Origin of the sequence: Flavobacterium resistens (genome assembly GCF_900182645.1) — a bacterium.
GTDB lineage: Bacteria > Bacteroidota > Bacteroidia > Flavobacteriales > Flavobacteriaceae > Flavobacterium > Flavobacterium resistens.
In genome coordinates, this window is record NZ_FXTA01000003.1 from 393,977 (window position 1) to 417,713 (window position 23,737).

19 protein-coding genes are annotated in these 23,737 nt (G+C 33.6%); 11 read left to right on the plus strand and 8 right to left on the minus strand.

Annotation, left to right across the window (positions count from 1 at the left end; translation table 11 throughout):
- Window position 1 precedes the first annotated feature (1 nt).
- On the minus strand, window positions 2–3,190 hold the full coding sequence (locus FN795_RS13120) for a SusC/RagA family TonB-linked outer membrane protein (protein WP_142451012.1): 3,189 nt from the start codon (window positions 3,188–3,190) through the stop codon (window positions 2–4).
- A 795-nt stretch (window positions 3,191–3,985) separates the two neighbouring features.
- On the opposite strand from FN795_RS13120, the gene gndA reads away from it, so the two are divergent.
- The 7 genes from gndA to FN795_RS13155 all read left to right on the plus strand — a co-directional run bounded on the left by gndA (window position 3,986) and on the right by FN795_RS13155 (window position 11,433).
- Window positions 3,986–5,395: an NADP-dependent phosphogluconate dehydrogenase gene (gene gndA / locus FN795_RS13125; RefSeq protein WP_142451013.1), complete on the plus strand. Its 1,410-nt coding sequence runs from the start codon at window positions 3,986–3,988 to the stop codon at window positions 5,393–5,395.
- 28 nt (window positions 5,396–5,423) lie between these two features.
- The gene (zwf, locus tag FN795_RS13130) at window positions 5,424–6,953 is read left to right on the plus strand and encodes a glucose-6-phosphate dehydrogenase (RefSeq protein WP_035647414.1); all 1,530 of its coding nucleotides are present in this window, start codon (window positions 5,424–5,426) and stop codon (window positions 6,951–6,953) included.
- Window positions 6,937–7,653: a 6-phosphogluconolactonase gene (pgl, locus tag FN795_RS13135; RefSeq protein ID WP_142451014.1), complete on the plus strand. Its 717-nt coding sequence runs from the start codon at window positions 6,937–6,939 to the stop codon at window positions 7,651–7,653. Before zwf ends, pgl begins: the two co-directional genes overlap by 17 nt.
- Before the next feature lie 125 nt (window positions 7,654–7,778).
- Window positions 7,779–8,354: a Crp/Fnr family transcriptional regulator gene (locus FN795_RS13140; protein ID WP_142451015.1), complete on the plus strand. Its 576-nt coding sequence runs from the start codon at window positions 7,779–7,781 to the stop codon at window positions 8,352–8,354.
- Window positions 8,355–8,646: 292 nt separating this feature from the next.
- Entirely contained in the window at window positions 8,647–9,417 is a 771-nt protein-coding gene (locus FN795_RS13145) for a putative quinol monooxygenase (protein WP_142451016.1), read from the plus strand.
- A 54-nt stretch (window positions 9,418–9,471) separates the two neighbouring features.
- Window positions 9,472–10,257, plus strand: coding sequence for a DJ-1/PfpI/YhbO family deglycase/protease (locus tag FN795_RS13150; RefSeq protein ID WP_142451017.1), 786 nt, complete (start codon window positions 9,472–9,474; stop codon window positions 10,255–10,257).
- 66 nt (window positions 10,258–10,323) lie between these two features.
- On the plus strand, window positions 10,324–11,433 hold the full coding sequence (locus FN795_RS13155; protein ID WP_142451018.1) for an alkene reductase: 1,110 nt from the start codon (window positions 10,324–10,326) through the stop codon (window positions 11,431–11,433).
- 2 nt (window positions 11,434–11,435) lie between these two features.
- Here FN795_RS13155 and FN795_RS13160 read toward each other — a convergent pair whose 3' ends face one another.
- Window positions 11,436–12,011, minus strand: a complete 576-nt coding sequence (locus tag FN795_RS13160) for a Crp/Fnr family transcriptional regulator (protein WP_142451019.1) — start codon at window positions 12,009–12,011, stop codon at window positions 11,436–11,438.
- Between the two features lie 220 nt (window positions 12,012–12,231).
- Between FN795_RS13160 and FN795_RS13165 the strand changes: the two genes are divergently transcribed.
- The 3 genes from FN795_RS13165 to FN795_RS13175 are packed head-to-tail and all read left to right on the plus strand — an operon-like array spanning window position 12,232 to window position 13,606.
- Complete coding sequence (locus FN795_RS13165; protein WP_142451020.1) at window positions 12,232–12,489, plus strand: 2TM domain-containing protein; 258 nt, start codon at window positions 12,232–12,234, stop codon at window positions 12,487–12,489.
- Window positions 12,464–13,030: a cupin domain-containing protein gene (locus FN795_RS13170; protein ID WP_142451021.1), complete on the plus strand. Its 567-nt coding sequence runs from the start codon at window positions 12,464–12,466 to the stop codon at window positions 13,028–13,030. Before FN795_RS13165 ends, FN795_RS13170 begins: the two co-directional genes overlap by 26 nt.
- A gap of 18 nt (window positions 13,031–13,048) precedes the next feature.
- Complete coding sequence (locus FN795_RS13175) at window positions 13,049–13,606, plus strand: carboxymuconolactone decarboxylase family protein (protein WP_142451022.1); 558 nt, start codon at window positions 13,049–13,051, stop codon at window positions 13,604–13,606.
- Window positions 13,607–13,696: 90 nt separating this feature from the next.
- Here FN795_RS13175 and FN795_RS13180 read toward each other — a convergent pair whose 3' ends face one another.
- On the minus strand, window positions 13,697–14,341 hold the full coding sequence (locus FN795_RS13180; protein ID WP_142451023.1) for an NAD(P)H-binding protein: 645 nt from the start codon (window positions 14,339–14,341) through the stop codon (window positions 13,697–13,699).
- 195 nt (window positions 14,342–14,536) lie between these two features.
- Entirely contained in the window at window positions 14,537–15,097 is a 561-nt protein-coding gene (locus FN795_RS13185) for an NAD(P)-binding domain-containing protein (RefSeq protein WP_142451024.1), read from the minus strand.
- A gap of 170 nt (window positions 15,098–15,267) precedes the next feature.
- Here FN795_RS13185 and FN795_RS13190 point away from each other — a divergent pair, with 170 nt between their 5' ends.
- Window positions 15,268–18,318, plus strand: coding sequence for a sensor histidine kinase (locus FN795_RS13190; protein ID WP_142451025.1), 3,051 nt, complete (start codon window positions 15,268–15,270; stop codon window positions 18,316–18,318).
- On the opposite strand, the gene FN795_RS13195 is transcribed toward FN795_RS13190, so the two are convergent.
- The 4 genes from FN795_RS13195 to FN795_RS13210 form a co-directional block, all read right to left on the minus strand.
- Window positions 18,315–18,941, minus strand: a complete 627-nt coding sequence (locus FN795_RS13195) for a response regulator (RefSeq protein WP_142451026.1) — start codon at window positions 18,939–18,941, stop codon at window positions 18,315–18,317. The genes FN795_RS13190 and FN795_RS13195 overlap by 4 nt on opposite strands.
- A 144-nt stretch (window positions 18,942–19,085) precedes the next feature.
- Entirely contained in the window at window positions 19,086–20,948 is a 1,863-nt protein-coding gene (locus FN795_RS13200; protein WP_142451027.1) for a TonB-dependent receptor plug domain-containing protein, read from the minus strand.
- A gap of 138 nt (window positions 20,949–21,086) precedes the next feature.
- A complete protein-coding gene (locus tag FN795_RS13205; protein WP_142451028.1) occupies window positions 21,087–22,229 on the minus strand; it encodes an exo-beta-N-acetylmuramidase NamZ family protein in 1,143 nt (380 codons plus the stop codon).
- 196 nt (window positions 22,230–22,425) lie between these two features.
- Window positions 22,426–23,733 carry a serine hydrolase domain-containing protein gene (locus tag FN795_RS13210; protein WP_142451029.1) on the minus strand — a complete coding sequence of 436 codons (1,308 nt, stop codon included), beginning with the start codon at window positions 23,731–23,733 and terminating at the stop codon, window positions 22,426–22,428.
- Between the last annotated feature and the right edge of the window lie 4 nt (window positions 23,734–23,737).

Genomic DNA, 23,737 nt, shown 5'->3' on the forward strand with positions numbered 1-23,737 from the left:
TTTAAAATTTAAGATTAACATTCAGACTGAAATTTCTGGTAGTTGGTAAAGCTAAACTCTCCAAACCTTGTGCGTTTCCAGTATTGAAAGCAGTTTCAGGATCTATATTTGGCACATCTTTGTAAATAAATAATAGGTTACGACCAGCAGCAGTAATACTTGCGCCCTGAAGTCCTAATTTCTTAGCTAGTTTTTTATCTACGTTATAAGTAAGTCTAACTTCTCTTAGTTTTACATAAGTTGAACTGTAAATGTAAGCTTCGCTGATATTGTACGATGCTTTGTAATATTCCTGTGCACTAATCACTTTATTGTTTGGAGTTCCGTCAGCAAATACACCACCGAAAATCATTCCGTCATCATAAACTGCTACACCACCAGGAGCAGCTCCTCCAGTTACCAATGTTTTTGGGTTAGAAGTATTATTTCCTGGATAATAATAGCTTAATCCGCCATTCTCAGCACCTCGGCCTGGAAGCGTCTGCGCTAAAACTCCCGTATAATTACCCGTTCTGTTTGTTCCTGAAAAAAGCTCTCCACCTACACTTGCATCAACAAGAACCGAAAGCTCAAGATTTTTATAGGTAAATGTATTGGTAACACCTGCTAAATAATCTGGCGTATAATGTCCTAAAACTTTCTTTGTCGGATCTGCTTTTGGTAATCCATTGGCACCTACTACAATATTTCCGTTTGCATCACGCTCGTAAGCTGTACCATAAAGTGCTCCGTAAGCTTGTCCTACTGAAGCTAGCACATCAACACCTCCCGAAGAACCAATAGTATAGTTTTGAATCTTTTTATCATAATCCAAAATCTCAACTTTACTTGTATTCTTAGAGTAATTTACACCAACATTCCATTTGAAATTTTCAAGCTGAATAGGATTTCCATCCAACTGAACTTCGATACCTTGGTTGTTAATTTTCCCTGCATTGATTAATTGCGAATTATAACCACTTGAAGCTGTTGTTTTAATCTCCAAAATTTGATCGAAACTGTTCGTATTATAATAAGCAACATCAAAATGTAATCTGTTTTTCCAGAAAGAAGATTCGATACCAACTTCTGTAGAACGAGTTGTTTCAGGTTTCAAGTCCTGATTCAGTTTCTTTTGTGAAGAGGTCTGAATTGGATTTCCATCAAATGCTGTTTGGAAATTATAAACTGTCGATAATTGATATGGATCTGCATCATTACCAACTTCAGACCAACCACCACGCAGTTTTAAGAAATCAAGCGTATTGCTTTTTATATTCAACGCATCAGTTAAAACTAAACTTCCATTGATCGAAGGATAAAAATACGAACGATTACTGCTTGGTAATGTAGATGACCAGTCATTACGAGCTGTAAGATTCAAAAACGCATAATTTCTGAAACCCAATTGAGCAGAAGCATACGCACTATAAACTCTCAATCTTGATAAGGTGTTTGAAGAAGTCAACGGGTCACGTGAATTTGTCAATGTATATAAATCTGGTACAGCCAAACGCGGTGCTTTTTGGTAATTGTTTGCATCGCTGTGGTTACGAATATTAAAACCTGCAAGAGCATCTAAAGTAAAATCTTCACTAAGGTTTTTGTTATAATGAAAAAGCCCTTCAGTATTTTGTTCGTTTACGGTATAAGCATCTTCAGCATAAGAACCGAATGGCGTTCCGTTTGTGCCATATTTAATGGTGTATTTTCTGCGGTCATTGTAATAATCAACTCCTGTACGGAATTTAAAATCAAGTCCGTCGAAAAGTTTCGCTTCCAAATGAATATCACCAATTAAACGGTTGCGTTGTTGGCTAGTAGTATTATAATAAGCATTCCAATACGGATTGCTATAATAGCTGTTGTTCCAGTTTCTAGTCCAATCCTTATCAAGTTCATTGATATCGACCTGACGTCCAAACCAAAGAAATTGCAACATTACACCTGCCGCACGCCCGCCTGATGGACCACCTGGAAGTTGTGGAGCATCTGTTACAATATAATTACCTGTTACTCCAACTTTAATACTTTTTGATATTTGGTAATTCGTATTAATTGTGAAATTTGTTTTGTTTATTTCACTGTTGGGCACTGTCCCTAATTGCTTCTGATTATTTACTCCAACACGGAAATCTGATTTTTCATCTGATTTTGCCACCGAAATACTATTATCATAAGTAAGTCCAGTATTAAAAAAGTCTTTCACATTGTTTGGATGTGCTACAAACGGAACTGCTTGCCCATTTGAATAAAATTGAGGAATCAAACGTCCGTCTAAACGCGGTCCCCAGCTTTCATCAACACCATCGTTAACTCCTCCTCCTTTTCCATCTACAAAACTAAATTTTCCATTTGATCCTTGTCCGTATGAATTTTGAAAATCTGGCAAAGTAGTAACCTGAGAAACCGTAATACCAGAATTAAAAGTAATACCAAGTCCGTTTTGACCTTTTCCAGATTTTGTAGTAATTAAAACAACACCATGCGCCGCACGTGAACCATAAAGTGCTGCTGCATTTGGTCCTTTTAATACTGTTAATGTCTCGATATCCTGCGGATTCAAATCGGCGATTGCATTTCTGAAATCACGAGTTGCTCCACCTGCATTCAATTGCGAATTATCTACAGGAACTCCATCAACAACAAATAATGGCTGATTATTTCCTGCGATAGAAGTTTCACCACGAATAATAATACGTGAAGATCCCATATCTCCTTGTGAATTGGTAATACGAACACCTGCTAATTTACCAGTAAGACTGTTCAAGAAGTTCGTTTCTTTTGTACTAGCAAGTTCTTTACCTTTAAGCGCCTGAGTCGTATATCCTAATGATTTCTTTTCTTTTGTAATTCCAAGAGCCGTAACTACAACTTCTGATAGCGCATTCTGCTCTTGAGTAAGATCAATGACAACCGCATTTTTATTAACTACAACTTCAGTTTTTTTATAACCTAAATAACTTACAATTAAAGTATAAGGAAATTTTTGTCCGGTTTGGAAGTAAAATTTACCATCAAAATCGGTTACAACTCCATGCGTTGTCCCTTTAATGTTGATTGAAGCCCCAATTACAGGCTCTTTTGTAACAGCATCTACAACTGTTCCTTCAAGTTTTGACTGGATTAACGGTTTCGTTTCTTGCGCGTTAACCCCTATGGAAATCAAGAAAATACACAACAGTATATATCTATTTAATTTTTTTTTCATTACTTTGTTTTAGTTTAATAAAAAGGTGAGCCGAAAACAGATTTAGTCCATTTTCGCTTTCCTTCTAGAGATGACAATTTCTTTAAGCTTCACCATTTCTGCTGCAACAGAAATGGTTTTTTCTTTTTATCTGCAACACATTCGTTTTTTCATTTTTCTTTTTTTTATTTTGGGTTATTATTATTTTATTTGGTCTATACAATATTATTCCCCCTGCAATTGAAGGTCTTTGTTATAAAATTTAATAAATCAGGGATTGAAGAATTTTAGGAGAGACATCTCCTAAAACATAAACCATCAAAAAGTTCTTACTCGCTCAGAAATCATTTGACAATTTTTAATCTTTATTTTAAATTCTACTAATTTGATAGAACAAAGGTAAATTAAAAATATTAACTCAAAAACTTTATGCGCTTTTTTTGCAAAAAAAATGTTAACTAAAAAATTTTAGTAATTTTAAATCATTAAAAACTAAACAGTTAAAATCAAAATAGATTTTGGCACGATATGAGAAATTTCTGAGAACAACCTACAAAGGCCATATTTACTGTATCGTTTTCGTTAAAAATAAATGTGTTTCGAACACAAAAAAGTATCACAATAAAGACCAAAAGTGAACTATTTTACCCCTACTTTTTCATCATTTTTCTCTAACTTAGCGGTCTGTATATTTGAAATATGCGATTTAAAATAAACTTTGTTTTTCTGCAAAACACTGAATAAAAAAGCAATACCGTTTTTTCTCTTACTTTTTTGCAGTAAACATTCTTCTAATAATTTAGTTAATTGAAAACTATGAACAAATTTGATTTTGGAATTGTAGGATTAGGTGTAATGGGCCGAAACTTACTTTTAAATATTGCCAGTCATAATTTTGCGGCTGCAGGTTTAGATTTAGACACAGAAAAAGTCAATTCTCTTCAGCAAGAAGCCGATGCAAACCATACTATTGAAGCAACTACAGATGTCAAGCATTTTGTAGAGCTTATCCAGCAACCTAGAGCAATTATGTTATTGGTTCCCGCGGGAAAACCAGTTGACAGTGCAATCGCAAGCTTACTTCCTCATTTAGATAAAGGTGACATTATTATTGACGGAGGAAATACTTATTTCACTGACACAGACAGACGATTTTTAGAATTATCTGAAAAAGGAATTCATTTCTTCGGAATGGGAATTTCTGGTGGTGAAAAAGGTGCTCGTTTCGGTCCTGCTATGATGCCAGGCGGTGATCAGAAAGCTTATGAAAGACTTCGTCCTATTTTTGAAGCAATTGCAGCAAAAGTTGACGGAGAACCTTGTGTTGAATATTTAGGAAATGGTTCTGCCGGAAACTATGTAAAAATGGTTCACAACGGAATTGAATACGGAATCATGCAGTTGATTTCTGAAATTTATGACCTTATGAAAAGAGGTTATAATTTGGATGACGAAACCATTCAGAAAACTTTTGCAGAGTGGAATCAAACCGATGATTTAAGATCATATCTAATTGAAATTACCGGAAACATCTTAAAACAAAAAGATGAAGACGGAACTCAATTAATTAATAAAATCTCAGATTGGGCAAGATCTAAAGGTACAGGAAAATGGACTTCGCAAAATGCAATGGATTTACAAGTTCCAGTTCCAACAATCGACGCAGCGGTAAACATGCGCGATATGTCAAAAACTAAACCAGAAAGAATTGAAGCTGCTAAAAAATTAGTTTGGAACGCAAGCGAAACAAATGTTGATCAAAGCGAAGCAATTTCCGCTTTAAAATCGGCTTTATATTTTTCTATTGTTGTGACGTATGCTCAAGGTTTAGCACAACTTCATACCGCTTCTAAAGAATACAACTACGGGTTAAATCTAGAAACAGTTGCTAAAATCTGGCGTGGAGGATGTATTATTCGTGCGACAATTTTAGAAGATTTCAGAAAAGCTTATGTTACAAAAGCAGATTTACCAAACTTACTTTTAGATGGCGGAATTGCTTCTAAATTAACAGAAAACCAAGCAGGAATGAGAGCTGTAATTCAATTTGCAATTCAAAAAGGATTGCCAGTTTCAGGATTAATGAACTCGTTATCTTATTTTGATGCTTACCGTTCAGCAAATCTTCCAACAAATTTAATTCAGGCACAACGTGATTATTTTGGAGCACACACTTACGAACGTATAGACAAAGAAGGAGTTTTCCACACACAATGGGCTGAATAAGCAACTTAAAGCAACACAACTACACACAATGACTAAAAATAAACTAAAGAATCCAACAATCATTGTCATTTTTGGAGGAACCGGAGATTTGGCAAAGAGAAAGCTCTTTCCCGCATTTCAAAATCTGTACCTTGACGGACGTATGTCTGAAAAGTTTCAGATTATTGCTCTTGGAAGAGCAGAAAAAACAAATGAAGATTTTCGCGCTTATGTAGCAGAAAATCTGGCTCTTTTTTCAAGAAGAAAAGGAATTGATGATCCAGAAACAGAAAAATTCCTTTCTCATATAACCTATCATAGTTTAGATATTGACAAAGAAGAATCCTATATTGGATTGAACGAGAAAATTGAAGGCTTTGACCAATCTTTTGGAGAACGCGCAAATCGTCTTTTTTATCTTTCAATTACGCCTTCTTTCATTTCAACTATTTCGAGCAATATCAAAAAAATCGGACTTGCGGCGAATCCAAAACAAGATCGTATTATTATCGAAAAACCTTTTGGTTATGATAAAACGTCTGCAATTGCACTTAATGAAATGCTTTCGCAGACTTTCAAAGAAGAGCAGATTTACAGAATCGATCACTATTTAGGAAAAGAAACGGTTCAGAATATCTTGGCTTTCCGTTTTGGAAATTCGATGTTTGAACCATTATGGAGCCGTAATTTTATTGATTTTGTCCAAATTACCGTAGCAGAGGAAGTCGGCGTTGAAGAACGAGGCGGATTCTATGAAGGTGTTGGAGCATTAAAAGATATGATTCAGAATCACTTGCTTCAGATTTTATGTATGACGGCTATGGAAGCGCCTGCATCATTAAATGCAGATGACATTCGTAACCGAAAAGCAGATGTTTTGAAATCGATTCGTCGAATCAAGCCAGAAGAAGTAGATCATTATATTGTCAGAGGTCAATACGATGCTGGTGAAATAAAAGGAGTTCCTGTTCCGGGTTATCGTCAGGATAAAGGAATTGCACCAGATTCTAATACAGAAACTTACGTTGCAATGAAAATTTATCTGGACAACTGGAGATGGCAGGGAATTCCGTTCTATTTGCGTTCAGGAAAAAGAATGGAAGAAAAACAATCTTCAATCATTATTCAGTTTAAACCAGTTCCGCATTCTTCATTTTCTTATGGGAAAGAAGGAATGACACCAAACCGATTGATTATCAACATTCAGCCTGCAATGGACATTAAACTGCAATTTATGACCAAAAAACCAGGACTTTCGCTTGCATTAAGACCAGCAGAAATGGTTTTTGATTATTTTGCCTGCTCAACAATGTCGCCAGAAGCTTATGAAACCTTAATTGCAGATGCACTATTAGGAGACCCTACTCTATTTATGCGTTGGGATCAGGTGGAAGAAGCTTGGGACGCAATTGATACAATTCAACAAGTTTGGAAAACAGTAGCTCCAACAAATTTCCCAAATTACAAAGCAGGAAGCTGGGGACCTGAAGAAGCCGACGAATTGTTAGCGCGCCAAGGCCACAAATGGATTCCGAATACACAAACAAAAGAAGAAGTTTTAAATGATACAGATTTATAATAACACAGAAGAAATCAATATTACAGCTGCAGATCTTTTTGTAGCATCGGCTCAAAAAGCGATTGCTGAAAAGGGTAAATTTACAGCTGTGCTTACAGGAGGTTCTTCTCCTGCAGGGATTTACAAATTATTAGCTTCTGATGCTTACAAAAATAAAATAGACTGGAGCAAAGTTTATATTTTTTGGGGAGATGAACGTTGGGTGCCGTTAAACGATGATTTGAGCAATGCTAAAATGTCGTATGCAACATTATTAAGCCACGTTACTATTCCACAGGAAAATATTTTCGAAATGTACAAAGATGGCGTTACTCCTGAAGAATATACCGTTACCTACGAACAAATCCTTAGAAAGATATTAGGTGAAGAAGGGAAATTTGACCTGATTTTATTAGGAATGGGAGATGACGGACACACTGCTTCTCTTTTCCCTGGTGAAGCTGTTTTAGAAGAGCAAACTAAATGGGTTGACGCTTATTATTTAGCACCTCAAAAAATGCACCGAATTACGCTGACTGCGCCGTTAATCAACAAAGCAGAAAAAATTGTTGTAGTGGCTTTTGGCGAGAAAAAAACACACGCTTTAAAAGAAGTTACGACTGGAGCTTATAATCCGACTTTATATCCAATGCAATTGATTAAACCAGTTTCTGGTGAATTATTATTTTTGGTAGATAAAGCTGCTGCAGGAACAAATTAATTTTATTCAAAATAACTTATAAAATCGTAATCATCTGAAAATGGGTGATTGCGATTTTTTTATTTTATTCATTTTCAGTCGATAAACTTTTTATCCTAACAAAAAGTTTAATTAAATTTACTCCGATGGATGGACTAAAAAAACATATAGAGGAAATTACTCCAATAACCAATGAAGAATTTGACTATATCAAAACATTCTTCAAAGAGAAAAAAGTAAAAAAACACCAATATCTGCTTCAGGATGGTGATAAAGTGACTTCTGAATATTGGATTGTCAAAGGTATTTTTCGCGCGTTTCATATTGATAAAGACGGAAAAGAACACATTTTGCAATTTGCTCTTGAAAATTGGTGGTTCTCTGATTACAATGCTTTTTTTAGCCAAAAAGAATCAAACATTAATATTGTTTGCATGGATGATGCCGAAGTTTTATGTCTGACACTTTCTGGCCGGGAACAATTGGCATCGGAATTTCATAAAATGGAACATTTTTTTAGAATGAAATTGACCAGCGGTTATTCGGCACAACAAAGAAGAATTATTTCGCTTCTTTCAAACAATCCGAAAAAACGCTATGAAGAATTTGCAAGTCTTTATCCAAACATAATGCAAAAAATCCCAAAAAAATATATAGCCGAATATTTAGGCGTTAGCCGAGAAACTTTAAGCCGTCTATATTCTACTACTAGCCGAGATTAACAAAACTCAAGCGTGATTTTTATCGCGCTTTTTTTATATCCCCACTTCAACAGCAAAAATCATTCTTAACCAAAGTCAATGATTTTAAAGACGCTGCAAATCTACTTTTGTCCCGTAATCAATAGTTATTTATTCCAACTTTTTTAAGTGTGATTTGAATCACACTTTTAAAGTGAGTTCGGTCAACCGCCAGGTTTTAAACTTGACGGAACTTTGTCTCAGATGAAAAGCTAATTATTTCGCTTAAAAAATTATTAACTGAAAACATTCAATAATTTAAAAAATAAGAATCATGAAAACAACTGCTTTTAAATCCATTAACAAAAAAATTATCGCTTCGATAAATGTGCTCGTACTTATGACAACTGCAGCTAAAGCTCAAAATTCAACAACTGTAAAGACAAAGATTTTGAACGAGACGATTTCAAAAATGACTCAATATGAAGTGAAAGAAGAAGAACAAGCTCAGCTTCGTAAAATACTTTCAGATTATGTCAATAGTGCAATTGCTTCAAAAGAAAATATTATGGCTGAAGCTTTCTTCGAAGAAAAGAAACCAAACATATTATGGCTAATTGAAAGATGGAATAACAAAAATGAATTAGAAAAATTCAGCAAAAAATCAGAAGCAAAATCCTTAGCAAAATTGACTGAAAAATCGCTTCTAAAACCTGTCAGAACTTATTACATAAAAGATCTAGAACCGTTGACAAAAGAACAATGGCGTAAAACAGCAAAAAAAGAAGACAACCAACTAGTTATAATGTTATTTGTTGATGCTAAAAAAGGAACACAGCAAAACTTTAAAGATACGTACCATATCGCAATGCCTCAATTTAGAAGTGAGCCGGGCGTTGTGAATTATCAGCTTTCAGAGATTGAAGGAGATGACACACAATTTGTCACTTACGAAAAATTCAGAAGCAATGATGCTTTTCAATATCATCTCAACTTTCCTCCTATCAAACCCGTAATCGAATATTTGGAAACCAGCATAAAAACCCAACCTTTTCAAAACGGACTGCATAATCTAATCGAATTTGCGCCACTTACAAGAGAATAATTCAAAAAATAAATTCATAAAAAACAATTATCAATATTTTAAAAATTAGAAATCATGAAAAATTTAAAACAAGTTATCGCAGCAGGTTTAGTAGGCACAGCATTAAGTGCAGAAGCTCAGATTAACCATGAACTGAATGTAATGAATCAATTAGCAACTCCTTCACACGTGTCTGTGATGCCCGTTTCTCAATTATTGAATGCACCAGGAAATGAGGCTTTAAGAGCGTTCTTTTTTACGCCTGTAAAAGACAAAACCGTATTAAAAGGCAAAAAAATCGCTGTATTGGCTGCTGATGGCTTTGAAGAAATCGAACTTACTGGACCTGTTTGGTATTTCAGAGAACTTGGCGCTCAGGTTGACATCATCGCTCCAAAATTCAATCCAGCTCCGGCAAGATACGGATTGAGCACTCCTGAAATGGCAAAAACGCATATTATGGCGATTCAATATTTACAACCTGTTGGTTGGATCAAATTTGACAGAACTGCAGATCAGATCAAAGTAAGCGATTATGATGCGGTGTTTATTCCTGGCGGAGCGTGGAATCCAGACAACCTTCGTTATGACAAAGATGTGATCAAATTCATTCAGGATTTTAATAAATCAGGAAAACTGATTGCGGCTATATGTCACGCGCCAGTTGTTTTGGCATCTGCTGATATTCTTAAAGGAAGAAAACTTACTGGATATTGGAACATTCAAATTGACCTTAAAAACGCAGGCGGAATCGTTTCTGATCAACCAGTTGTAGTTGATTCCAACATTATTACAAGCAGACATCCAATTGACGTAGCCGATTTTTCTAAAGCTGTAGAAAGTTGGTTGGCTAAAAAATAATTCAAAATAATAACGGAAGATGAAGTTCATCTTCCGTTATTCCAAAAAAAGATAAATTATAAAATAATGAAAACAAATATTTTCGAACCTGTTAAAATTGGTTCTTTACAATTAAAAAACCGCATTTCGATGGCTCCAATGACAAGAGCAAGAAATGCTGACGGAATTCCGAATGACGATAACGCCTTATATTATGCACAACGCGCCGGAGCGGGATTAATCATTACTGAAGGAACTGCCATTTCAGAAACAGCAAAAGGTGTTCTTTATATTCCAGGATTATATACAAAAAAACAAGTTGAAGGCTGGAAAAAAGTAACAAAAGCAGTACACAAAAAAGAGAGTACTATATTTACACAATTGTGGCATGTTGGACGCGTTTCTCACACTTCAAATCAACCTAACGGAATTGCGCCTGTTGGTCCATCAGATATTCAGGCTACAACTTCTTTTGCCTGGGGTTATGACGAAAACGGAAAAGAAGGTCCTGTAATTTCTTCTAAACCAAGAGCGCTTTCAAATACTGAAGTGAAACAAATTACAAAAGACTTTGCAACTGCAGCAAAAAATGCAATTGATGCAGGTTTTGATGGTGTTGAACTTCACGGAGCTAACGGTTATTTGATTGAACAATTTTTAAATCCTTTTGTCAATAATCGCAAAGATGAATATGGCGGTTCTATTGAAAACAGATCACGATTTTTATTAGAAACCATTGATGCTCTTATTGAAACAGTTGGCCATGAAAAAACGGCTATCAGATTGACGCCTTATGGAGGTTTGGGCGATTTGCCTCATTATGATGAAATTGAAGCGACTTACCAATATTTGGCAAAAGAATTAAACAAAAGAAATTTGGCTTATTTGCATTTGATGGATCAACAGTCTAAAGGAAGCCATGCATTGCCTCATGGATTTTTGGAACGCTTTAGAACTTGGTATGACGGCGTTATCATTTTGGCCGGAAGTATGGACAGAGAAAAATCGGAACAACTGATTCACGCAGGAACTATTGATATTGCAGGTTTTGGTGAACCCTTTATTTCAAATCCTGATTTAGTCGAACGCTTAGAGAATAATTGGGAATTGACTCCTCCAAACAGAAATCTTCATTACGGTTTAGGAAACCATGGTTATACTGATTGGAAAACATATAAAGAACTTGAAATCGCTTAAATTTATTTACCAATCATTCTTTTGCGAAGCCTGCTTAAAGATTCTGGCTTAATACCAATGTAAGACGAAAGCTGATTCTGTGATACCATTTGAAAAAGATAAGGTTCCTTTTTTAAGATTGTTTTATATCGCTCTTCGGGAGTTTGAAAATGAAGCATTTCTTGTCTTTCAATAATAATGAGATACGCAGATTCAGCAATCAGTCTTCCAAATTTTGACCAGTTCGGACAACTGTTGTATAACTTTTCGACTTTTTCATATTCTAATGCAATTACGGTCGAATCTTCCATTGCTCTACAGCTATAATGGGCCGTTCCTTGGGTAATAAAACTAGCAAAATCGACCAGAAAATCATTTGGTTTTGCAAATCTGCTGTTGATTTCGTTTCCTCGATAATCCACATAAAACATTCTAAAAAAACCACTTTCAATAAAATAAATGTGACGGCAGATTTCTCCTTGCTGCAAAAGATCAGTCTCTTTCTTTACTTCTACTCTGCTAATAATTGGCAACATCAAATTATACTCTTCATCAGACATTGGAACAACTGATGTTATAACGTTCTTAAGGGCATCCATACTATTGATTTTAAGAGAAATAAGTTGCTTAAAAGTAAATTTAATTCTCCTAAAAACAAAATTACATTCATTAAATAGTAAAGAAACGTTCTTAACCAAAGTCAATGGCATGAACAAAATTACCGCTCTATCTTTGTCATGTAAATAAGTTGAAAATCAATTGTTTATAAAAAATTAATTAAAAAATATTCTATTACTAATAATTTTAAAAAACTGTATCATGAAAACTAAATTCAACATCGAAGCAAAAGCAAACAAGAATCCAAAATTAGGATTTAGAATCCACCTTCTTGTATTTTTATTAGTTACACCAATTGTATTTATCATTTGGTATTTGACTGACACAACATATCCTTGGCCACTTTGGTCTACACCAGCATGGGCTTTGGGAATTGTTTTTCATTATTTAGGCGTATTTGTATTCAATAAAAACAACACAAAATCATATTCTCATGGAAACAAATCTTACAGCATTTAAGCGAATTGTAACCGGTCATGATCGTGACGGAAAAGCAGTAATTATTTCTGAAGAAACTCCTTCACGCACTTATATGGTAGGCGGGCCAAATGGAGCCAAGTTTCATGAGATTTGGAATACGAAACAAACTCCTGCTTTAATTGACAGCGTTTCAGCAGATTCCGAAACTTCACTTATTCTCGGACCTCCAAAACAAGGAACAAGAATTCGGGTTATAGATTTTCCACCAGAAAGTGATGAAATCAGAAATCTGACCAAAGAACAAGCCTTTGAACATTTTAAAACCATGAAAGGCGAACACGCTTCAAAGGCTGATGAAAACGCACCTCATCCGTTAATGCACAAAACTGAAACTATTGATTACGGAATTGTATTGGAAGGCGAACTGACATTAATTGTAGATCGTGGCGAAACCATCGCAAAAGCAGGCGACATTATTATACAAAGAGGCACGAATCATGCGTGGAGCAATAAATCAGGAAAAATATGCCGCGTGGTATTTATTCTGATTGACGGGCAATTTGAAGAAAATCTTCGCTAAATCTAAAAACCAATTGTTATGCGAGTACATCCTATAAAACCAGAAAACATGAACGATGAAGTTCGTTATGTTCATGATGAAGTTTTTAAACTCATTACACATAGTCAAGGTCCCGTTGTAATGACAAATAATGATGGAGCTTTAACCGGTCCGTTTCCACCAATGCTTGCTTTTCCGCAATTTGGAATTCCGGCTCTCAGTTTTGTACGTTCATTAGACAATCATGCAACGCTTCCTAAAAAAGTTCGGGAAGTTGCTATTCTTACTGTTGGTGCAGCGTTTGGAGCACGTTTTGAACTTTATGCACACGAAATTATGGCAAAACATTTTGGTTTTTCTTCAGAAGCCGTTGCGTCATTAACTTCAGGAATTCGTCCTTCTGAATTAAATCAGGAAGAAAGAATCGCATATGAAATTGCTTCCGTTTTAATGAAAGGAAAAATTGTCCCAGATTCATTATACAATTTTGCAACAGAAATGATAGGAAAAGACAGTGTGGCTGAGCTCATATTTCTAATCGGCGCTTACACGTTACTCGCAACAGTCTTAAATGGTTTTGATGTTCCCGCGCCTTAAATAAACCTCCAAAATCGCCGTTTGATTATATTAAAAAGCCTTAAAGAAATAGCTCTTCAAGGCTTTTTAAATTTATATTATCAAGCAATTTTATTTATCCAAATTTAAAATCGCATTAAGTTCAAGAATAGTAGTTCCTATTGGAAGTTTTTTGGGCGCAATTAGCAATTTCTCTGCTAAAAATGGTGTTGAAATCGGTTTTAAATTTTTAAACAGACCGATTGCATTTAGCACTTTAAATAATTTAACTGAAATTTTTTCTCCCCAGCGATCAGTATTTTGTCTTATTAATGGTCCAGGTCGAAAAACCAAATACTGCTCAAAATTTAAATCGGCTATAAAATCCTCTAGTTTTCCTTTCATTTTAGAATAAAAAACATTGCTTTTGGCCGAAGCTCCATAGGAAGAAACCAGTACAAAAGATTTTACGTCATTTTTTCTGGCCGCTGTTGCAAATGCAGCTGGAATGTCAAAATCTATTTTCCATTGATTTTCTTTTGAACCTGCTACTTTTAATGTAGTTCCAAGACAGGAAAAGAAAACATCTCCTTTGATCAAATCTTCAAACTGATTTACTTCTGAAAAATTCACAACATGTTCTGTGAGTTTAGAATGGGGTTTCCCTATCGACCGACGTACAAAAATAGAAACCGAAGTGTAATCATTATTATCCAGAAGCTGTTCAACTAGTTCTTTTCCGGTTGCGCCTGTCGCTCCAATTACCAATGCTTTCATCCTATAATAATTTTAAGAAATTAGAATTCTATATTTTAAGTCTCATTTAAATGAAAAAATATAGTTTAAAAATAAGCAAAAAAAAACTGCTTAAAAAGCAGCTTTAAAACCTAAATTTTAATAAAGTAATTTGAAAAAGTAACTGTTGACCAGGATAATAAAAAAAATTCCCCCTTTTTTCATTAAATTATCTACTTAATTTGGCGAATAAGCAAACTTAGTCTCGAGATACATTTCTTCAAAATCAATTCCTGAAAAATTTAAAGTTTTTAAAAAGTTTTTGACCTTATTTTTTGCTTGAGAATTAGCCCCTGTGTAAAATAATTCGTTTGTAGTTTGCTTTTTAATTGCTGGCGGAGCAATTTCAGAATCCACAATATTATGTATTTTAACTATATGGGCTTCAGGTAGTAATGATGCAATTATTTCACCCGAAGATTTCAAATTCAAACTTGGCGACAAACATTCTAAACTATAAATTGGATTGTTTGCGTGCACTAAAATTTTCTCGGTCATATCGGGCAAATCGGATAAAAATACCTGAATATCTTCGCGAGGAATAAATAATACAAGCATTTTTGCTTTTGCCGCTTCTTTTTTGCTCACTAATTTTACCTTTCCTTCCATCATCCCTACCAGATCTCTTGCGTGGCAATTATTTTTCGTGTGGCTTATTAAAACCTGATGACCTGATTTAGCTGCTCTTGCTGCTAATTCCATTGTTGTGCTGCAAACTCCTATAAATCCAATTTTCATATTTTTTTATTTTTTAATCTACTTTGATTTTTGATAAAAATTATTAAATCGTTAAAGTAAAAAGGTTACATAACAAATATAAACCTATAATGTAATCGATTGATTAGTAATACCGTACCAATAAATCTACATTTTGTAGATTTAAAACTACAAACTGAAAATTCTGAATTATGTTTGCTATGTTTGTGCATACAAATCTGATTGCACAAATGACGTTATCCCCAACTTTTCGTTATTGCTGGTTTTTACTGCTCCTAACTGCAGTGAAAGGTTTTTGTCAGGAAAACTACGCCTTCAGATGGTATACCGCCGATAATAATGAACTACCACAAAGCAGTATAAAAGCTATAGTTCCAGATAAATATCATTTTATTTGGATGACGACTGAAAATGGTTTGGTCAGATATGATGGGAATACTTTTGCTGCTTTCAATTCCTCAAATACCAACTTAGAGGGAAGTCGTTTTACTGATATTTTTGGCAGCATTGAAAAAGACAGCTTGCTTTGTTACAATCAAGGAAAAAAAGAACTGGCCTTAATTAATGGCCGAAAAATAAAGATCTTCAAAAAGAAACCACCCGTTTCCAACATTATCCGAAAAGGTCAGCACTCTTACTTTCACGACGGACTTCCTTCTTATCTTTCAATTGATCCTTCTCAACAATTTTGCACCAAACTCCCAAATGGAAGTATATTTTTCATTGATCCAAAGGAAATAGAACTTTGCGATGCAAAAATGAAAAGTATTTATAAGATTGCATATTCAAATAATAATGTCTTTAATTTTTTTGCCATCGGAAATGATTTGTTTAATCTAAAAAATGATGGAACTTATGATTGTTTTTCTAAAAACGGAAAGAGCTCAGGTAAATTGGATTCAGAAGTTTTTAAAACGCCTCACAAGATTTATTGGAACATTACAACGGGACAAGTCTTTCTTTCTTTCAAGAATAAAATTTTTCTTTTAAAAGATCACAATAATAAGCTTTCTACAGAGTTTATTGTGGAGTTTAAAGAATTTGAGAATAGTAATATCGTCTCTATTTATTATGATCGCATCAATCAAAAATTATATTTGGGAAGTAATACAAACGGCTTGTGTATTGTAAGCTTTCCTGCTTTTAAATCAGTAAAAAAAGATCATTACAAATCAGAAGTTTATTATGCAGCTCAGGCGTTTAGCGACAGTACAATTATAACTCCCCGAGGGCGAATATTTAGCAATAAAAAATTCATCGACAGTATTCCTTTTCCGCAACCCGTTTTTTTAGATGAAAAGGTAAACATTGCACTAGATGATGCTAAAAACATATGGATTTCAAGACTTTATAATGTTTTGTGTTATTTAAAAACCGCTAATTATAAAGAACATCTCGCTTATCGTTTTAATCAAAACCCTAAAGTCATTTTCAAAGACGATCAAAATACGATCTGGGTTAGTTTAGGCAACACTGAATTTAAGAAAGCGAAATTACATACCATCAAAAACGGAAAAATTTCACTTGTTGCCATTTTTAAAAGCAATATCAATTACATTGCCCAATATGATAGTGAAACACTGCTTCTGGGAACAGAAAAAGGTCTTTTTAAATTTAATAAAAGCTCAAGAAGACTCTCTTTTGTAAAAAACTCTGAAAATATAAATATCAGAAGTATTTTTATTGATAGTGGGAAAAAAATCTGGCTTACCACTTATGAAAAAAGCTTTTTTCTGTATTCAGACAATACTTTTTATTCTTTTCCTGTTGATGAGGACAATTATTTAAATTCATCTCATTGCATTGTCGAAGATAAAAAAGGCTTTTTTTGGATTCCAACTAATAAAGGGCTTTTTCAAGTTTCTAGAAAAACGTTGCTTCAATACAGTAAAAATAAAATCAATTCGATTTACTATCACCAATACGACAAATCAGATGGTTTTTTGACTAATGAATTCAATGGCGGATGCGAACCAAATAGCAATTTTCTTAAAAATAATACTATTGCTTTGCCATCAATAAATGGTTTTGTTTTTTTTAATCCATATAAAGTTTTGCCCTTGCTTCCTGGCAACGAACTTTTTATAGACAGGGTAATTGTAGATCAAAAAGTACTTCCGCTTGAAGAAAAAATTATACTTCCTAACAATTTTCAGAGAGTCAGCATCTTGATTGCTTATCCTTACTATGGAAATCCTGAAAATTTGCATATTGAAGCAAAACTGGACAAAACCCCAAATAGTCGTTGGGAACGAATCAAAAACGAGAGATCAATATCGTTTACTACTTTGCCTCCTGGGGAATATAAATTAATGATAAGAAGCTTGTCGGGATTTAATTCTCAATATGTTTACAAAAAAATATTGCTTAAAGTTCCTGCCAAATTTTATCAAACAGCATGGTTTACATTCTTGACTTATCTTTTATTTATTGTTTTTGTAATTTTCATCTGGTATGTACGATTGTACTATATCAAACTAAAAAACATAAAATTAGAACAGGTTATTGATGAAAAAACGAAGAAACTGGCAGCTACAGTAAAAAAACTGCAAAAGACAAAAAACAATCTAAAACAAGAAATCAAACAACAGGAAACTTTAGTAAAAAGCATCAGTCATGATATTAAAAGCCCTTTAAAATTTCTGACAAATTCGATTAGTCATTTATTTGAAAATGAAACCATTCAAGACGATGTGAAACTAAAAAAACATGTCGGTACAATAAAAATGTCGACTACACAACTTTATGAATATGTTGAAAATTTAATCAAATATTCATCCATTTTTATTGAAGGAAAAAAATTGGAAGATGAATGCTATTCGTTATATGAGCTGATTGAAGAAAAAATCGACATTTTTGAAAAAATTGCCGAAGCTGAAAATATAGAAATCATAAATAGCGTTGATAAAAAACTCCGCATCAGAACAAATAAAAAAGCATTATCTATAATTGTCCATAATTTGGTAGATAATGCATTAAAGAATACACAAAACGGCCACGTAGAATTATTTTCGGGAACTAAAGAAAATAAATTAATGCTCACAATTATTGATAACGGAAGAGGAATGAGTAAAGAACTAATTGATTATTACATGGATTTTTACAAAAACCCGATTGTCAAAAATTATCATTTAGGTCTGCATATGATTATTGAACTTCTTTTAATTATTGAAGGAAATATCAATATCACAAGTACTCTTAATGAAGGAACCGCGATTGAAATAATTGTTGAATACGATTAATATTCGTACGTTTTGAAAAGATTGATCAGTTCGACCAAATTTGTAATTTTAAGTTTTTCAAAAAGTCTGGCTTTATAAGTACTTACGGTTGACATATGTATATTAAGCATATTTGAAATCTCAAGATTTCCATTGCCGTTGATTAGCATTTCGGCAATTTGAAGTTCTCTTTTAGAAAGGCTTTCCAGTGGATTTTTAGCTTTTTTGGTAACTCTTGTTTCTAATAATTTACTCACAAGTTCTGAAGACACATAAGTCGAAGTCTCAAAAATTGAGTTTATGGCAAATATCATTTTTTCTTCGCTGCAAAGTTTATTCAGATATCCATTTGCGCCTGCAGAAATATATTGTAATGCGTACTGATCTTCTTCATGAGCTGAAAAAACCAGAATTTTTACACCCGACTGAATTGCTTTAATATCACTAATCATTCCGGTATTTTTTCCACCCGGAATATTGATGTCCAAAATCACTAAACAAATTGGTTTTTCTCTTAAAATTGCAAGAGCTTCAAAGAAATTTTCAGCATGCGAAATTTCTACATTTTCGATTTGTTTTTCCAAAACCATCGAAACTCCATTTCGTACCACCAAATGATCATCAACTATTAAAATTTGCTTCATAAAAAGAAAAAGAATTAGTGTCAAATTAACACACAATTTTTTAAACAATTAAATTTTTAACGAAAAACTTTTTAGCAGAATCAAAGCACAAAAAAAGGAATAGCAAATTCACTATTCCTTTTTTCTATTTTTAAAAAATCAACTTTAAAAAGTCACGAGTTTCACTCCTAAAGTAAACCATCTTGAAGGCAACGGCACCGCACCAACTTCATAATAAGTGGCATTAAAAATATTTTGAGCATCTAAAAAGATCGTAAATTTATGAATCGACTGACTTACTCTAAAATCGTTTATCCAGTAAGAAGGGCCTGTAATTCTTTCGTTAAAACGTGTTGCAAATAAAATAGAAAAATCTTTGTATTGATAATCTATTGTATTCGTAATCTGATGTTTTAAAGAAGATATAAGATATTTTGAATAGATTTCTGTACGTGAACTTTTGAATTCTGAATCCAAATACGTGTAGGCTAAAAGAATATTTAATCTGGAATCTTTAGAGAAATCAAATCTATAATTTCCACGTAAATTGATTCCGTTTGTATTTAAATCTCCAGTATTCTGGCTTTGCCAAGGCACTGTTGTAGCATTACGCATCCAATCGATGTAATTATCGATTTTTCTGTAGAAATAATTCGCATTAAAACTCAACGCTTTTTTATTGTATTTGAATCCGATTTCACTCTGAAAAGCATTTTCTGAATCTAAATCCGAATTTCCAATATTTCCAGTTTGTTTCAAATATAAATCTGTAAACGACGGAATTCTTTGACTTGTGCCAACATTTCCAATAATTTTAAATTCATTTGTTATGGCATAACTTGCGTCGATTCCTGGATAAATCTGCCATTTATAATCTGAATTATAATTTAAATAAGTTCCTAAATTAATGTCTAATTTTTCGAAGAAACTGGTTCTATATTCTGCATACAATCCGACATTTTCGCGGTCATGATCTCCAATGTTTGACGAATGAATATCTTCATTTCTGAACTCAGCTCCAAAACCAATTTCGCCTTTAGACAACTTTACAGTAGAATTCAATTCTGCAGCAATTGAATTGGTATAATGTTGGCTTCTTCCAACCGTCAAATTTGAGTTTCCTAAATAACGATAATCATCATAATTGTATCTGTAAGTAACTCTTGGCATAATTTTCCAGCTGTCTGTAATCGAATGTTTTGACTGAATATTAGCAAAAGTTGTTTGAACAATTTCTGTCGAATTTATATCGCCGGGTGCCGCGTAAAATCCGTTTGCACCAAATCCGTTGTTGATGTAACCCGCAGAACCTAAAATTTCGTTATTATCATTGATTTGAACATTTCCCTGATAGAAAATTTTATTGTTCTCAAATGCTGTATTATAACGATATCCGTTGCTTTTATCGTGCGAAGCGAAAATTAAATGTTGTTGTTTTTCTTTCCCTAAAACAGCGCCTGCCTGAATCCCGGTTCCATAAAACGTATCTCCGCTATCCTGCGTATCTTTTTCAAAATTAGAACCTGCATAAGTGCTTACTAAAAATCCAGAATCTTTAGGCTTTTTGGTAATAATATTGATCGCTCCGGTTAAACTGTTAATTCCGTAAATTCTTGCAGCTGGCCCGCGAACGACTTCAATTCTTTCAATTACCTCTACCGGAAGAGGCAAATTCAGCATATTATGAGCAGTCTGCGAATCGATTACTTTTGCTCCATTTAATAAAACAACAGTCTGCTCAAAACTTCCACCATCAACGCTGATATCAGCCTGTGTTCCAAACGGACCTCTTTGTCTGATATCGACTCCGTTGGCATATTGCAATACTTCTTGAAGTGTTCTCCCTGGAAGTTTTTTAATAGTTTCACTGGAAATAATGTACACATTTCTGTTTTGCTTAGAAATCGGCGTACTAAAACGGTTTTCATTTATGAGGACTTCATCCATTTCATTAATGGAATCTTTCTTGGTTTGTGCGTAAAAATTGCTACAAATTACTGTTAAAACAGCAATATAGAGTTTTTTCATTTTGGCTTACTTTTTTTTTGCAAAAGTAACACCTTATTGCACCAACCAAGCAAATCATTTTTATAATTATTCAAGTCGTGAACGTTTTTTTTTAATCCCGATTTAAATCTCAAAATGAAAACAAAGCAAACAAATCTATTATTCTTTATAAATCAAATATTTAGACCTCATTTTTTTAAACTCCGCCAAACCTTCTTTCCAACTGTTTCTAATTTCTTCTTCTGAGATTCCAGCTTCAATTTGCTGTTGCAGTTTTTCATTTCCTGCACGAATTGAGAATTTTCTTTTATCAAAAAACTTCGATTTATCTGCTGTAGTCTGATATGCTTTTATCAGCCATTTTATTTCTAATTTATTTATTCTCGGAATTGCAGATAAATCTTCTCCGTTACATTCTATCCCATTATACAAAGGATCTTTATCGCCAAAATTTGGTTTTGGAGTAAAAGCAAAATCACTTTTTGGAAGATCGGGCGAACCGTAAATCTGAAACTGCTTTTCAGTTCCACGCCCCATGCTCACATTTGTTCCTTCAAAAAGGCATAAACTCACGTATAAATTAATCGCCTGATCGTTTGGTAAATTTGGCGAAGGTCTAACTGGTAAACTGTAAGAACTTTTTCTGGTATAATTCAAACAAGGAACAACAGTCAAATCACATTGAATACCATCCTTTAGCCATTTTTGTCCGTTAATCATTTTTGCTTCTTCACCCAAAGTCATTCCGTGCAATAATGGCGTTGGATGCATTCCTATTCCGCTTTTAAAAGCAATATCCAAAACAGGCCCGTCAACAATCGCAATATTTGGGTTTGGACGATCCAACACAATTAGCGGAACATTATTTTCTGCACAAGCTTCCATAATTCTGTGCATCGTAGAAACGTAAGTATACAATCGTGTTCCGACATCTTGCAAATCAAAAATCATGATATCGATTCCTTTTAATTGCTCTGGAGTTGGTTTATTATTTTTTCCGTAAAGCGAAGCAATTGACAAACCTGTTTTAGAATCAATTTCGTCAGATACATGTTCGCCTGCGTCTGCAGTTCCTCTAAAACCGTGTTCTGGTGCAAAAATGGTTTTGATTTTTACTTTTTGTTCCACTAAAAAATCGACTAAATGTTTTTCTTTTGAAATAATTCCCGTTTGATTGGTTACAATTCCTACGGTTTTGTCTTTTAATAATGGCAAATATTTTTCAGAATTTTCAGCTCCTGTTTTTATTTGCTGCGCAAAAGAAACTGCTGAAATTAGTATGCAGATTATTATATTTTTCATGAGAATTATTTTTTTATTTTGCCACAGATTAAAAGGATAAAAATGATTTTTGCCTCTCGCAGATTTAGCAGATTTAGCAGATAATTTTTAATAATAAAATCTCCTAAATCTGCGGAATCTGCGAGAAAAAAATTTAGATTTTGTGTCAAAACAAAAAAATCATTTTAATCCTTTTAATCTGTGGCTAAAAACCTTTTTAATATTTATTAATCTGTCTCCAGATTTTGGCACTAAAATCGTCTTTGTACATTAATCTGTTTGTTCTGGTTGGGTTAACTCGATTTGTCAAAATGATTAAAAATCGATTTGTATTTCTATTCATAAAGAAAAATGTTCCTGTAAAACCTGTATGTCCAAAATCATCTTTTGTAAAAAACTCATCTGGTTTTCTTTTATCAAAACCTAAACCTCTGTAAACTCCTTCTTTAGCAAGCGGAGAATCTGTAAACTCTTTTACGACTTTGGCTTTTAGAATTTGCTTTCCTTTATAATTTCCGTTGTTCATTAGCATTTTGCAGATAACGGCAATCGATTCTGCATTGGCAAATAAACCTGCATTTCCAGAAACACCACCAAAAATCGCAGCTGCTTCATCGTGTACATAACCTTTAATGGTATCTTTTCTGAAAAAATTATCTACTTCAGTCGGCATTACATTTTCGATCGAAGTCCATTTTAATGGATTATATCCAATTTTTGAAATTCCCAATTCTTTATAAATTTCATTTGTGAACTGATCGAGTTTTTTTCCTGTTTTGGTTTCAATCATTTGTTTCACCAAAAGCAAGTTTAAATCGCTGTATAAATATTTGCCTCTCGGATTTGTATTCGCCTTCGCAATCCTTTCATAAACCGATGGATAAAATTCTGGATTCAGCCACATGTTTTTATAAATCTGAACCCAATTTTCTTTTGGCTCAAAAACCAAATATCTAGAATCGTAAACAATGTTTTTGTTCACATACATATTATCAAAGGGCTCAATATATTGCTCAGATTTTTGATTACTCAACAAAGGAGAATGATCTGGTGTAGAAAGCAATGCCTGATAAAAAGTGATACTTGGTGTTAATCCAGAAGTATGCGTTAACAATTCAAAAAGCGTTAAATCCGAAATAGCTGTATTTTTGTACATCGGAACAATTTGGCCAACTTGATCTGTAAGTTTAATTTTTCCATCTCCAACCAAACGCATTGTTACAAGCGTTGCTCCTAAAACTTTAGACATCGAAGCCAGATCAAAAACGTCATCTGATTTTACTAACTGCTTTTTGGTATAATCATGATAACCGTAATTTTTAGAAATCAGATTAAAATCTCCTGTTCCTACGATAATTTGTGCTCCCGGAAAAAAGCCTTTTTCAAGCGCATTTATCATCATTGAATCGATGTAAACTTCATTTCGTTCTAAACCAAATGATTGTTTTGAGTTTTCCTGAGAATAACCATTTACTCCTAAAAAAATCAAGGAAACAATTATAATTTTGACACCAATATTTTTCATAGTA